We start from the raw sequence: 13597 nt of genomic DNA on the forward strand, positions 1-13597 counted from the left end.
ACAGTTATCGCCGGCTTTTTTGCGCATGGAAGATGTGCGTATAAGGAAATCAATTCATGCTCGAGAACCTGTATCAATTCTCTCGCTCACGCCTGTCGTGGCTACTTCTGCTACTTGCAATGATCGCCTTTGAGCTATGTGCTCTTTATTTTCAACACGTAATGTTACTCGCACCCTGCGTTATGTGCATTTATGAAAGAGTCGCTATGCTAGGCATTGCAGTTGCCGCAGCCGTTGGCTTATGCAAACCACAAAATTCCATCATTCGTGGCTTAGGCTTAGTTGGCTGGATTGCCTCTAGCTACAAAGGATTAATGCTGGCTCTTGAGCACGTTGACTATCAATTTCATCCATCACCGTTTAAGACTTGCGATATCTTTGTCAACTTTCCAAGCTGGGCACCGCTAGACCAATGGGTACCTTGGATGTTCGAGCCTTCAGGTGATTGCAGCAAAATTGTGTGGCAGTTCTTAGATCTCTCAATGCCACAATGGCTGGTGGTTATTTTTGGAGCGAGCTTAGGTGTTGCAATCCTATTTACACTACTTCAATTTGTTGGCCTAAAGAAAAAGTCAGCTTAATTTGACGTACAGACTAAAAAAAACGACTGCCTTTTGGCAGTCGTTTTTTATGCTTATCTAGATACTAGGGTCTGCTGATTTTAAGCCCCGCAACACTTTTTAAATTTCTTACCACTACCACAAGGGCATAGGTCATTGCGACCTACTCCTTTGAATGGGTTAAGCGTTTGGCTTTTATTTCCCACCATAAGCTCATCGGCAGCCTGTGCTACCTCGTTGATCATCAAATCAAGTTGAGGCTGAAGATCGGTGATTTGAGGTAACTCTTCATAGCCAACTTGCTTCATCTGTTGATGAGTTTGCTCTTCATCAACCAGTAGCGATAATGTCGTTAGCAAAGCCGATAACATTCTTGCCGTGCCATCAGCAATCTCTGTGGATTGCCATTCTTGTTCCACAATCGGCCATATTGCTAAAAAGCCTTCGGCTAAATCAGCCAAGTGTTCAGAGTCATTATTGGTTAGCTCAAGCACAGAGTATTGATTGGCTTTTAGTTTGCCGTATTGGGCATTGATATGCTCGATGATGCCCGGCTTTACTGCTTCAAAGTCTTCACCACACAACTCAGCCGCCCACACTTCTGGCTCTAGCGGTTTCACCGTCAAGTTAGCCGCTAAAATAGCGCCCTCCCAAAAGTAACAACTCTCCGCAACACTCTCAGGCAAGCTAATCAAATCACTCATGAAATCTACTCTATAAAAATTTTCTCTAGTATGAGTGAAAATAGCCTAGTTCGCTACAGTGCCAACCACTCGTTCACTTTGTCGGTGACATTTTGCTCAAAACCCACTAAGATCCGCCCTCCTGCAAACAAAGGTAAATAAAATGCGTCTCGTACTTGGCCCTATGGAGGGCGTTCTCGACCACTTAATGCGAGAAATCCTCACTGACATCAACGATTTTGACTTATGCGTCACTGAGTTTGTGCGTGTCAGCGACCAATTATTACCGGACCGTTCATTTTACAAACTTTGCCCTGAGCTCTTGCAAGGCTCCAAGACAAAGTCTGGAACACCGGTACACTTGCAGCTTCTTGGTCAACATCCACAGTGGATGGCAGAAAATGCTCACAAAGCCTTTAATCTTGGGGCTGCGGGAATCGACCTAAACTTTGGTTGCCCTGCTCGCCTAGTTAATAAGAGTAAAGGTGGTGCAGTTCTATTAAAAGAGCCTGAGCTCATGTATCAAATCATCAATGCGTGTCGTGAGGCCGTTCCGAGTGAGATCCCTGTGACCGCCAAGATCCGTCTTGGCTGGGAAAATCCAGATGATTGCTTCGAGATCGTAGATGCAGTAGAAAGTGCCGGTGCCAGTGAGTTAACCATACACGCAAGAACCAAAGAAGGCGGTTATCGCGCCGATCAGATCCGTTGGGATTACCTCAATAAGATCCGCCAACACACCAAGATGCCACTCATTGCCAATGGCGAAATCTGGAATTACCAAGACGGGCAACGCTGTATTGAAACAACGGGTATTGATTCTCTAATGGTGTGCCGCGGTGCGTTTAATGTGCCAAATCTTGGCAATGTCGTTAAGCACAACCAAACCGTTATGCCGTGGAGTGAAGTTGTATCCCTGTTACTAAGATACTCAGAATATGAGATGAAAGGCGACAAAGGGCTGTATTACCCTAACCGTGTAAAACAGTGGTTTTCATATCTTCGTCAGCAGTACCCTGAGGCGAAAGAGTTATTCCACAGCATTCGCACTTACAACAAAGCAGAGCCTATCGTGGAATATATCAAGCGCTATCATCACGAGTTGTTAGCCAGCGCTTAATATCTTAATTCTAAGACCAAAGATTCATTAAACGACCTTTAACACTATTGATATAGTGACGTAAAGGTCGTTTTCTTTATCGCGGTCAAAGGGTTATAGCTTGATTAAATCACACCCTTTTCTGCTAAGGGTCATCACCAATTCACCATTTTCAATTGATACTTTTTCCTGAGACAGCACACTTTCGGCTGAGCTAGCCTCTAACCCTAATTGCCACACTGGCACACGAAACTCAGTCGGTTTATCACTGCTATTAAACAGAGCCACTAGCTGTTCATCACCATAGGTTCGAGCAAAGGCAAGTTGCCCATTTTGACTTTCAAAGAAGTGCAAATCCCCGCTTTGCAGCGACTTATACTTGTGCCTCAACGCCAACATTTGCTTGAAGAATGGTACCCATTGAGAATGCTCAATACGCTCCCAAGGGAAAGTACGGCGGTTATCGGGATCGTTCTCACCTTCCAGGCCTACTTCAGTGCCGTAGTAAAGGCATGGCACACCAATGTAAGCCATCAAGAACAAACCTGCTTGGCGCATTTTGTCCTCATCCCCCTTCAACAAGGTAATAAAGCGCGCGGTATCATGACTGTCTAATTGGTTTAGCTGTGCCAACTGGTTGTGCCAAGGAACCTTTGCTTTGGCTTCCAATAGCCATTGCTGGAATTCATGACTGGTCAAAGAAATCGGGTCATAGGCGATATCTTGATTGGCAAAAAATGCGCGTACCGGGTGAGCAAACCCGTAATAGTTCATTGCACCGTCTTCTTGGTCACCTTGAAGCCATGAGGTTGCCTCAAAAAAGTGCTCACCAAGAACGAGTGCCTCACTATTTTCTTGTTTGGTGGCATCACGAAATGCCTTCACATAGTGTGCATTGTTATAGGCACCTTTGCCCTCGCCTAGCATATGAATAACATCAAAACGCCAGCCATCGATACTATACGGAGGGCGGAGCCAATGCTTAATAACAGCCGAGTCAGAGTCATAAATATAATCGCGCACTTCAGGGTGCTCGAAGTTAAGCACTGGCAGATTTTGAACGCCGTTCCACCCCTCATAGTTTTGCGACTCACCATCAAAAAAGTAATAGTCTCGATATTTGGAATCAAGGTTATGGTAGGCTCCGCCGGTGCCTTTGCCACTCTTATCAAACCAAGGGTGCTCAGCAGAAGTATGATTGAACACCGCGTCCAACACGATTCTCATTCCACGACGGTGAACCTCTTGGCATAGCTCAGCAAGTTCTTCGTTATCACCAATGTGCGGATCCACATTGAAGTAGTCTGTTGTATCGTATTTATGGTTGCTAAGAGAGCTAAATACAGGGTTGAGGTATAAGGTGGTTACGCCTAAATCCTGCAGGTAATCCAGCTTAGAGTAAACACCTGCAATATCCCCATTAAAGAACTGAACAGACATTGATTCATCATTGTTAATTGGCGAGCCCCATTCGGATTTAACAGCAGGCACAGCCCCATCTTTGATGCTGTACTCACCACTAGAAACACCAATCTCTGGGTTACCATTACAAAAGCGGTCTGGAAATATTTGATAAAACACTTGGCTCTGAACCCAATCCGCTGGGCGGTGCTGGGCGTTGAATTTAAAGTGATACTCCTTTGGCGGAATACGATTAGACGTACCGCGCGCATCTAGCCAATACTGAGCAGTGCTAGTCTGAACCTTAAACACATAATGAGTGACATCTCTATCTTCATTAATAGGAAAGCGAGCCTGCCATACCTGCAGTCGTCCCTTGGAAGCATCTTTAATCTGAGACATTGGAATATAAAACTGTTCATTATCCGGCTCATGCCTGATAACAACTTGCTGAATATCATCCATTGGCTCAATAAACAGCGTTGCGATTAAATGGGTACCATCAAAGGTAAGGCTATCACTTGATTGAGGATGAAACAGAAATGGGCTTTGCATACAAACTCCGAAACGGAACGATTTGCCCACAAATTAGAGAATTATTAGGGGATAAAAAAGCGCAATCCACCGCATATCAAGGCGAGATCACGCTTTGTAGAGATAATAAAATAGTGTTATCGGCTAACTAAGTAACAATTAACTAAGTAGCAGTCCATCATCAGTGAGTTCTTCACCGCGAACTTTGCTGAACATTTCCAGCAAATCAGGAACGCCCATATTTGCTCGTTGCTCTCCGGCAACATCCAATACGATCTCGCCTTGGTGCAGCATCACAGTGCGGTCACCACAGGCCAAAGCGTCCTTCATTGAGTGCGTTACCATCATCGCAGTCAGGTCAAACTCTTTCACTACCTTCTTGGTAAGATCAATCACAAATGCCGCCATACGAGGGTCAAGTGCTGCTGTGTGTTCATCCAATAATAAAAGCTTACTGTCTGATAGCGTCGCCATGATCAAACTCACTGCTTGCCGTTGACCACCAGAAAGAAGTCCTATGCTATCGCCAAGCCTATCCTCTAATCCCAACCCCAAAATAGAGATACGATCTTGGAATAGTTTTCTACGCTTGTTCGACAATGCCAAGCTCCAACCACGTCGGTGGCCTCGGCGGTAGGCAAGTGCCATATTTTCTTCAATCGTCAGGTCGCCACACGTCCCCGCCAAAGGATCTTGGAACACGCGAGCACATAAACTCGCTCTTTGATCAACCGTACGGCGCGTGACATCAATGCCATCGATAACTACGCTGCCCCCTACCATGGGAGTTTCGCCAGTTACAGCCCCTAGCAAGGTAGATTTCCCAGCACCGTTTGAACCAATAACAGTTAAAAACTCATGCTCAGGAACGACAAGGTCGACGCCTCGCAACGCTCTGTTTTCCAAAATAGTTCCAGGGTTAAAGGTGACCTGGATATTACTTAACTCAATCATGCCACCTCCTTACCAGTGCGCGCTTGTTGCAGTTTCTGTTTCGCTTTGTATTTGGCTTTCATCTTAGGTGCAATCAGTGCCACTGCGACCAAAACAGCCGTGACTAAGTTAAGATCGGAGGCTTGTAGGCCAAACATACCTGAACTGAGCGCAAAGGCTACCGCCAAACGATACAAGACAGAGCCGACAATAACTGCTGTTACGGCTACCCAGATTTTTCGTCCAGGGATAAGAGTCTGTCCCAAAATCACGGCAGCTAAGCCCACAACTATGGTCCCTACTCCAGATGTTACATCAGCAAAACTGTTAGTTTGAGCAAATAGTGCTCCCGCAAAGCCAACAAAACCATTAGACAAAGCAAGGCCAAAGTAGGTATAGAAAGAGGTACTTCCACCCTGCGCTCGCACCATGCGCGCGTTTACACCTGTCGCTCTAAGGCCAAGGCCAAAATCACTATTAAGCAGTCGGATAATAAACACGGCTGCAAGAAGAACGAGAATGCCCACCACTAAAGGGCGAATTAACATGGGATCGCCGATACTCTCAAAGGGAGTAAGAATGGTTTCTTCACCCAACAATGCAACGTTGGGTCTGCCCATAATACGAATGTTGATTGAGAAGGCAGCGATCATGGTAAGGATCGACGCGAGCAAATGTAAAATGCCGCAGCGTACCGCAAGAAAAGCCGTTACCCATCCGGTCATTGCTCCTGCCACAATGGCCATTCCTGTTGCCAGCCAAGGGTTAATACCCGCGACTATGGCGGTGGCAGCAACAGCAGCCCCCATTGGAAAAGAGCCATCTACGCTAAGATCCGGAAAATCTAAAACGCGAAAAGTAAGATAAACACCTAATGCAACAAGTCCGTAGACCAGCCCAAGTTCAAGTGCCCCAAAAAATGCAAAAGCAGACATACATACTCCTTCGCTGCTCTAAGCCCCACAAAGTGGAAAAGCCAGCCATTAGGCTGGCTAACTTACTTATTTAACTTGGGTAGCTCGCGCTACAACAGATTGAGGAATGCTAATGCCTAGCTTTTTAGCTGCTGTTTCGCTGATTGCGATATCAGAACCTTCAGCAATTTTCACATCTAATGAGCCAGGGTCTTTGCCGTCTAGGATTGCAGCAACATAGTCTGCGGTTTGTACACCGACTTGGTAGTAATCAAAGCCTAAGCTCGCAATTGCTCCCTTCTCAACGTATGACGTGGCTCCGCCAAAGACAGGCTTGTTGGCTTGGTTAGCTGCAACAATCATCCCTTCGATTGCACTTGCTACGGTGTTATCCGTTGGGGCGTAAATAACATCAGCTTTTGCAACAATGGCTTGAGTGGCAGACAATACATCCGCACTCTTCAGAGCCGTAGATTCGATAACCGTTAGGCCTTTTTCTTTTGCCGCTGCTTTTAGTAATTGAACTAGGCTCACCGCATTGGCCTCGCCTGGGTTGTACACCACACCAATGGTTTGTACATCAGGAAGTATTTCTTGGATTAACTGAACGTGCTGAGCTACTGGAGATAGATCAGATAGACCTGTGACATTCTTGCCCGGTTTATCTAGATGAGGAACAAGTTTAGCGCCTACTGGATCAGTAACAGCCGTAAACACAATAGGAATGTCGCGAGTCGCAGACGCCAACGCTTGAGCCGTTGGTGTAGCAATACCTACTAATACATCTGGATTTTCACCCACGAACTGGCGAGCAATCTGCACCGCAATGGCAGGGTTGCCTTGAGCCGTTTTATAATCGAACTCTAGGTTCTTACCTTCTTCGTAACCCTTTGCTTTTAAACCATCAAGCAAACCTTGTCGCGTCGCATCCAATGCTGGGTGCTCGACTATCTGAGAGACCGCCACCTTAGCTGTTTTTGCCATAACACTGGTACTAGATAGAAGGGCAGCACCGACTAAACATGCGGTGGCAATCATCTTATTTGTCTTCATTTTCACTCCTTGAATCAGCCAACAGAGCTGAATTAAATGTCCTTTTAGAGGTCACATTGAACAAACAAGCATCAAATATTGGTTTTTATCGATGTTTCTTTAATCAAATTAGAGCACTCTAGGCATCTATTATTACCAGTAAGAGTTAGAAAACAAAAGCGAACAAAGTGACTTAGCTCTCTTATTTGTGGAAATGTTAAGGAAATGTCACACAAAAAGGCAGTTTGAATAAAAGAATATGAAACTAGGTGAGCGCGCCAAACTCAAACAAGCGCGCTCAGGTAATGAGGTGTTAGCGGATTAAATTCGAGAAGGGTTAGAACCAACGCTCTAAAACAGTTTTATCAAGCTGTCTGAACGCTCGGTTCAGTAGCTGAGCTAATTCTTTGTAGCGCGGTTTTGCTTTTGCTGGCTCTAGCGCAGCCCCGGAGTCCAAAATCTTTTGATGGATCTCTCGATACCAATTGGCAAGTGCAGGTGGTAATTGCGTATTAGAGCGAGTGCCTAACCACCAGAAACCTTGAACTGGCAAACTGATAGCAAATAAAGCAACGATAATCGCTTGCGATAGCCCAGCGCCATTCTGGAAGGTGAGTTGTGTTAGAACGCTAATGGCTGCAACTGCAGGCATAACTCTTACACCAAATCGAGTGGCTGTAATCACACGATGCTCGGGAAACAACGGCGAAAGCTCTTTTCGCATGGGCCAAAGGTCCATGTATATCTGACCGTCTTTCAATCTGTGAAGCATTCCTACTTTCTCAACCATACCCAAAACCGCTAAAAAAAAGTTTAAGATTTAAAAAATAACCACAAAAAATTGATAAAAGATAAAGAAATTTCAATTTTTTTTGTTATATTTGCCTATTATCGCTATCCTTGTCAGCGTCTCGTCCATAGCACCATGCCTAACTACATATTAGGCGAGAGCGAGGCGTGTTAGCAAGGATTGTAAAACGTATCTTGAAAGGTATATACGGTCAACAAAGGGAAATTGTTGCAATTAAAACCAGAGTAGTATTTCAACAGCGAAATTCGACTACTCTTGAAGACTAAATTCATTCTTTCTGAATAATCAGATGAAATACAGGTAAACAAACATGTCAAAGCTAGTTTTAGTTTTAAACTGCGGTAGTTCTTCCCTTAAATTCGCTATCGTTGACGCGGACAACGGCGAAGAGCATCTTACTGGTCTTGCAGAGTGTCTGCACCTTCCTGAAGCACGTATCAAGTGGAAACTGGACGGCAAACACGAAGCAGCACTTGGCAACGGTGCGGCACACGATGAAGCGCTAACTTTTATCGTAGACACTATCCTAGCTTCTAAACCAGAACTTTCTGACCAACTTGGTGCTATCGGCCACCGCGTTGTTCACGGTGGTGAGAAATTCACTGAATCAGCGCTTATCACTGAAGACGTTGTTAAGGGTATCGAAGACTGTGCAGCTCTTGCACCTCTACACAACCCAGCAGCTATCGTTGGTATCAAGGCAGCTCAAAAAGCATTCCCTGCACTTCCAATGTCTGCTGTATTCGATACTGCTTACCACCAGACTATGCCTGAAGAAGCTTACCTGTACGCTCTTCCATACAACCTATACAAAGAGCACGGTATCCGTCGCTACGGTATGCACGGTACTTCTCACCTGTTCATCGCTCGCGAAACAGCTGAGCAACTAGGTAAACCTGCTGATGAGCTAAACATCATCAACTGTCACCTAGGTAACGGTGCTTCTGTTTGTGCAATCAAAAACGGTAAGTCTGTAGACACTTCTATGGGTCTAACTCCTCTTGAAGGTCTAGTGATGGGTACTCGTTGTGGTGACATCGACCCAGCTATCATCTTCCACCTGCACGATTCTCTAGGTTACACAGTTGATCAAATCAACACTATGCTAACTAAAGAGTCTGGCCTACAAGGTCTAACTGAAGTGACTTCTGACTGTCGTTTCGTTGAAGACAACTACGGTGAGAAAGAAGAAGCAACTCGTGCGATGGACGTATTCTGCCACCGCCTAGCTAAGTACGTTGCTGGCTACACTGCAACTCTAGAAGGTCGTCTAGACGCTATCGTATTCACTGGTGGTATCGGTGAAAACTCTGCTCCAATTCGTGAGATGGTTCTTAACCGTCTTGGCGTATTCGGTATTGAAGTAGACGGTGAAGCAAACCTTAAAGCTCGCTTCGGTGGCGAAGGTACTATCACTTCTGCTGACAGCCGCATCCCAGCAATGGTTATCTCTACTAACGAAGAGCTAGTTATTGCAGAAGACACAGCTCGTCTAGCTGGTCTTTAATATTTAAAACGGGTGAGGTCTTCCTCACCCGTTTTGTTTCGGTTCAGCTGTCCCCCAGCTGAGACTTTTTATTACATTTCGAGGTCTTCAGACTATGTCTCGTACCATTATGCTTGTCCCGATTAGCGCTGGTGTTGGTCTTACTAGTGTTAGCATGGGTATTATTCGTGCAATGGAGCGTAAAGGCGTAAACGTATCGTTTTACAAGCCTATCGCTCAACCACGTACTGGCGGAAACCAACCTGATTTAACATCAACCATCCTTGAGTCAAACAATGACATCAAGATTGGCACCCCAATGCCAATGGATGAAACACAATCGCTTATCCGTAACGAACAAACTGACATTCTTTTAGAGACTATCGTTGAGCGCTATAACAGCATTAATGATTCAGACGTTACTCTAATTGAAGGTTTAGTTCCTACTCGTAAGCACACATTTGCTCACCAGATCAACGCAGAGATTGCTAAAACTCTAGGTGCTGAAATCGTATTTGTTGCTACCCCTGGCACGTACAATGCAGCACAACTTGCTGAGCGTATCGAATTCGTAGTTTCAAACTACGGCGGCAAGAAAAACAAAAACATCTCTGGTGTTATCGTAAACAAAGTAAATGCTCCTGTTGACGAAGCTGGCCGCACACGTCCTGATCTATCTGAGATCTTTGATGAAAGCGACATTGCAAAACAAGCTGACGTCAAAGCAATGGAAATCATCAACTCTAGCCCTGTGCGCGTTCTAGGTTGCGTGCCTTGGAAAGTTGATCTAATTGCAACTCGTGCAATTGATATGGCTAAGCACCTTAATGCTGACATCATCAATGAAGGCGAAATCGATAAGCGTCGTATTAAGAGCATCACATTCTGTGCACGCTCTCTACCAAACATGATCGAGCACTTCAAACCAGGCTCTCTATTGGTAACTTCAGCTGATCGCCCAGACGTAATCGTTGCAGCAGCTCTATCTGCTATGAACGGCGTAGATATTGGTGCAGTACTTCTAACGGGTGGCTATGACATCCCTGAAGAAATCCGTAGTCTTTGCCAACCTGCATTTGATGCTGGCCTTCCTATCTTCAAGGCACAGGGCAACACTTGGCAGACTTCTCTTAACCTACAAAGCTTTAGCCTAGAAGTTCCAGCTGACGATAAAGAGCGTATTGAGTTCATCAACGATCACGTAGCTGGCAACATCGATGGCCAATGGATTGACTCGCTAACTGAAGGTGTAGTTGCATCTCGTCGCCTAAGCCCACCAGCATTCCGTTACCAGCTAACTGAATTTGCTCGTCGTGCTAACAAGCGTATCGTTCTTCCTGAAGGTGATGAGCCACGTACTGTTAAAGCTGCAGCTATCTGTGCTGAGCGCGGTATCGCAACTTGTGTGCTTCTTGGTAACCCTGACGAAATCCGTCGCGTTGCAGCACAACAAGGTGTTGAGCTAGGCGCTGGCGTTGAGATCATCGACTCTGATGCTGTACGTGAAAACTACGTTGCTCGTCTAGTAGAGCTTCGCTCTAAGAAAGGCATGACTGAAGTTGTAGCTCGCGAGAAACTACAAGATTCAGTATTCCTAGGCACTATGATGCTGGAAGCAAACGAAGTAGACGGTCTAGTATCTGGTGCGGTTCATACCACAGCCAACACTATCGTACCTCCGTTCCAAATCATCAAGACTGCACCTGATGCGTCTATCGTTTCTTCAATCTTCTTCATGCTTCTGCCTGATCAAGTATTGGTATACGGTGACTGTGCAATCAACCCAGATCCAACAGCTGAGCAACTTGCTGAGATCGCTATCCAATCTGCTGATTCTGCAGCAGCATTCGGTATCGACCCACGCGTTGCAATGATTTCTTACTCTACTGGAGAGTCAGGTAAAGGTGCAGACGTAGATAAAGTACGTGAAGCAACTAAACTTGCTCAAGAGAAGCGTCCTGATCTAGTGATCGATGGTCCTCTACAGTACGATGCAGCAATCATGGAGAACGTAGCGGCTTCTAAAGCACCTAACTCTCCTGTAGCAGGTAAAGCAACTGTATTTGTATTCCCAGACCTAAATACTGGTAACACAACTTACAAAGCGGTACAGCGTTCAGCAGACCTAGTCTCTATTGGTCCAATGCTTCAGGGCATGCGTAAGCCAGTAAATGACTTGTCTCGTGGCGCACTAGTAGACGACATCGTTTACACTGTTGCTCTAACAGCAATTCAAGCAACTCAGTAATTATTACTGTTTGCTGAAATGAAAAAGGGTCGGTTTATACCGACCCTTTTTATTGGAAGCTAACCTCTAGGTTGCCATTCGTTGCGACACTCGTACGAACCCATCTCGAATTCGCGGCAAATCCATGGGCGATTTTCATAGATAGTACACATTAGTGTTTCTCTATCTACTGCAGAGCACCATCCATCATCTAAACGAAGCATAGTCTCCCCTCCCCACTTATCCCGGGCTATATGCTCTTCGGGGACGCCTGTATCGGTGATAATCATCACCTCTAATCGACAACAACAAGCGCGGCAAGTATTGCAGCTTACTTCTGGGTCAGACTCTTGTTTAATAGGGATTGTGTCCATAGCGCTCTACTTCTAAAATTCTTGCCGCATCATACGCCAATTACGCTGTGATATCGAAGTGTTCTGCCTATGCAGCGAGTACAAGTGCCCGCCTACACCTTTTTAACTAATCCGACGATGTACAGTAGTAATACTGCACCAACTGTTGCCATGACTAAGGATCCCACCAGGCCACCAGCGGTCAACCCCAAGATTTTAAAGATAAAGCCACCGAAGATTGCGCCAAGAATGCCGACCACAATGTTGCCGACCAAGCCAAAGCCGCCACCCTTCATAAAGTTGCCCGCGAGCCAACCCCCTAACGCACCAATCAACAAGAACAGAATAAAGCCCATAACGTGCATCCCCCTCAACGTAATCAGACTGTAAGGTTAGTTGACGATCGGCAGGATGGAAAATAGGTGCGATTTAGAAGTGGATTGAAGTCGCTCCCAACCCAACCTAAACACAACGTCATTCCAGCCTTGAGCTGGAACCTTAGAGCGCACAGGTCTGATTGCTACCACCCCAAACAAAAAAAGCCTGAGCATAGCTCAGGCCTTTGATAACACGTTAACGTCAGTTGAGTTAGTTAGCTTGAATACCAACAATCAACCAAGGTGCGTTTTGCACTGTCAGGTCACGCTCAAGGTGCCAGATATCATTGATATCTTCTTCCACACCTTCAATAGTGTCACGGTAACGACCAGAGAACTGCAAGCTAAGCTGTGCTTTGTTTGCATCGTAATCTGCACGAACGATTTCAGCGTCCACGAACATCACGTCTGTGTGTTGCTCACCTTGCAGTGAAGCACGCTCAGATTTCAGGTCATCAAACAAGCTTTCCGACACGTATTCACGAATCGTCTCTAGCTCATTGTGGTTCCATGCACCTTGCAGAATACGGTAGTGCTCACGTGAACCGTTCACAAACGCTGCGTGGTCGAAACCCGGCGGGTAGTTGTGTGGCACGTCAGATTGCGCAGTGCTACCAAACCCAGCACCAGGAGCAGGCTGCGAGAAAGGTTGAGGCTCTGCTTCCTGTCGGAACTGAGTGTTACTTTGAGGGCCGTTTGAGTAAGCCGCACGTTGCTGATTCATGCTACCGGCTTTTGACGCCAGCATGCCTCGCAAGAATTTGAATGCAAAGAATGCAATCAAACCCATGATCAGGATATCCATGAACTGGATACCTTCAAATGCTCCACCAAAGAACGCAGCTAGAAGACCACCGGCTAGGAGTCCTCCCATCAAGCCACCCATTAAACCGCCCTTACGAGAAGTTTGTGTGGCCTGGTTATTCACTGAATTCGTGTTTGTAGGTTGAGCCCTTGGTGCAGGTGCTGTTTTAAAGCTCTTACCAAAAGACTTACCGCCGCCAAATCGCTTAGCTTCAGAAACCGGTGCGTACACCATGGAAACTGTTACTAGCAATACAGCCATAATCGAAAAAATGCGTTTCATATTCTCTCTTTCTTTATTAAGAATCTGCTCAATACTACCTATTAGAGTTCAGAATTTGAACTTAGTTTCGACATTGAGTTGTTAAAGTTTATTGCAATAT

General features: G+C 45.7%; 14 protein-coding genes. 4 read left to right on the forward strand and 10 right to left on the reverse strand.

Annotated elements, in window-relative coordinates; all coding sequences use genetic code 11:
• Window positions 1-56: 56 nt before the first annotated feature.
• On the forward strand, window positions 57-581 hold the full coding sequence (gene dsbB, locus OCU46_RS10120) for a disulfide bond formation protein DsbB (RefSeq protein WP_141272548.1): 525 nt from the start codon (window positions 57-59) through the stop codon (window positions 579-581).
• A gap of 80 nt (window positions 582-661) precedes the next feature.
• Here the strand turns inward: dsbB and OCU46_RS10125 are convergent, their stop codons facing one another.
• Entirely contained in the window at window positions 662-1264 is a 603-nt protein-coding gene (locus tag OCU46_RS10125) for a YecA family protein (RefSeq protein WP_141272546.1), read from the reverse strand.
• A 142-nt stretch (window positions 1265-1406) separates the two neighbouring features.
• Here OCU46_RS10125 and dusC point away from each other — a divergent pair, with 142 nt between their 5' ends.
• Window positions 1407-2363: a tRNA dihydrouridine(16) synthase DusC gene (gene dusC / locus OCU46_RS10130; RefSeq protein ID WP_141272544.1), complete on the forward strand. Its 957-nt coding sequence runs from the start codon at window positions 1407-1409 to the stop codon at window positions 2361-2363.
• A 93-nt stretch (window positions 2364-2456) separates the two neighbouring features.
• On the opposite strand, the gene malZ is transcribed toward dusC, so the two are convergent.
• The 5 genes from malZ to yfbV all read right to left on the reverse strand — a co-directional run bounded on the left by malZ (window position 2457) and on the right by yfbV (window position 7946).
• Window positions 2457-4298: a maltodextrin glucosidase gene (malZ, locus tag OCU46_RS10135; protein ID WP_141272542.1), complete on the reverse strand. Its 1842-nt coding sequence runs from the start codon at window positions 4296-4298 to the stop codon at window positions 2457-2459.
• Between the two features lie 138 nt (window positions 4299-4436).
• Entirely contained in the window at window positions 4437-5231 is a 795-nt protein-coding gene (locus OCU46_RS10140) for an ABC transporter ATP-binding protein (RefSeq protein WP_141272540.1), read from the reverse strand.
• Window positions 5228-6145 (reverse strand): ABC transporter permease, encoded by a 918-nt coding sequence (locus tag OCU46_RS10145; RefSeq protein ID WP_141272538.1) that lies wholly within the window; start codon window positions 6143-6145, stop codon window positions 5228-5230. The genes OCU46_RS10140 and OCU46_RS10145 overlap by 4 nt, the downstream gene beginning before the upstream one ends.
• 66 nt (window positions 6146-6211) lie before the next feature.
• Window positions 6212-7177: an ABC transporter substrate-binding protein gene (locus tag OCU46_RS10150; RefSeq protein ID WP_141272536.1), complete on the reverse strand. Its 966-nt coding sequence runs from the start codon at window positions 7175-7177 to the stop codon at window positions 6212-6214.
• 316 nt (window positions 7178-7493) lie between these two features.
• Entirely contained in the window at window positions 7494-7946 is a 453-nt protein-coding gene (yfbV, locus tag OCU46_RS10155; RefSeq protein WP_141272534.1) for a terminus macrodomain insulation protein YfbV, read from the reverse strand.
• A gap of 331 nt (window positions 7947-8277) precedes the next feature.
• On the opposite strand from yfbV, the gene OCU46_RS10160 reads away from it, so the two are divergent.
• Together OCU46_RS10160 and pta are read left to right on the forward strand one after the other, a co-directional pair.
• Window positions 8278-9474, forward strand: a complete 1197-nt coding sequence (locus OCU46_RS10160; protein WP_141272532.1) for an acetate kinase — start codon at window positions 8278-8280, stop codon at window positions 9472-9474.
• Window positions 9475-9568: 94 nt separating this feature from the next.
• Window positions 9569-11701 (forward strand): phosphate acetyltransferase, encoded by a 2133-nt coding sequence (gene pta / locus OCU46_RS10165; RefSeq protein ID WP_141272530.1) that lies wholly within the window; start codon window positions 9569-9571, stop codon window positions 11699-11701.
• Window positions 11702-11760: 59 nt separating this feature from the next.
• On the opposite strand, the gene OCU46_RS10170 is transcribed toward pta, so the two are convergent.
• From OCU46_RS10170 to OCU46_RS10185, 4 genes are all read right to left on the reverse strand, one after another.
• Window positions 11761-12054, reverse strand: coding sequence for a YkgJ family cysteine cluster protein (locus tag OCU46_RS10170; protein ID WP_141272528.1), 294 nt, complete (start codon window positions 12052-12054; stop codon window positions 11761-11763).
• A 92-nt stretch (window positions 12055-12146) separates the two neighbouring features.
• Window positions 12147-12389: a GlsB/YeaQ/YmgE family stress response membrane protein gene (locus OCU46_RS10175; RefSeq protein WP_141272526.1), complete on the reverse strand. Its 243-nt coding sequence runs from the start codon at window positions 12387-12389 to the stop codon at window positions 12147-12149.
• 36 nt (window positions 12390-12425) lie between these two features.
• Entirely contained in the window at window positions 12426-12584 is a 159-nt protein-coding gene (locus OCU46_RS10180; RefSeq protein ID WP_167495424.1) for a hypothetical protein, read from the reverse strand.
• A 37-nt stretch (window positions 12585-12621) separates the two neighbouring features.
• Window positions 12622-13497 (reverse strand): Tim44 domain-containing protein, encoded by an 876-nt coding sequence (locus OCU46_RS10185; protein WP_141272524.1) that lies wholly within the window; start codon window positions 13495-13497, stop codon window positions 12622-12624.
• Between the last annotated feature and the right edge of the window lie 100 nt (window positions 13498-13597).

It is taken from the genome of Vibrio comitans (assembly GCA_024346835.1).
In the GTDB taxonomy this organism is placed as follows: domain Bacteria; phylum Pseudomonadota; class Gammaproteobacteria; order Enterobacterales; family Vibrionaceae; genus Vibrio; species Vibrio comitans.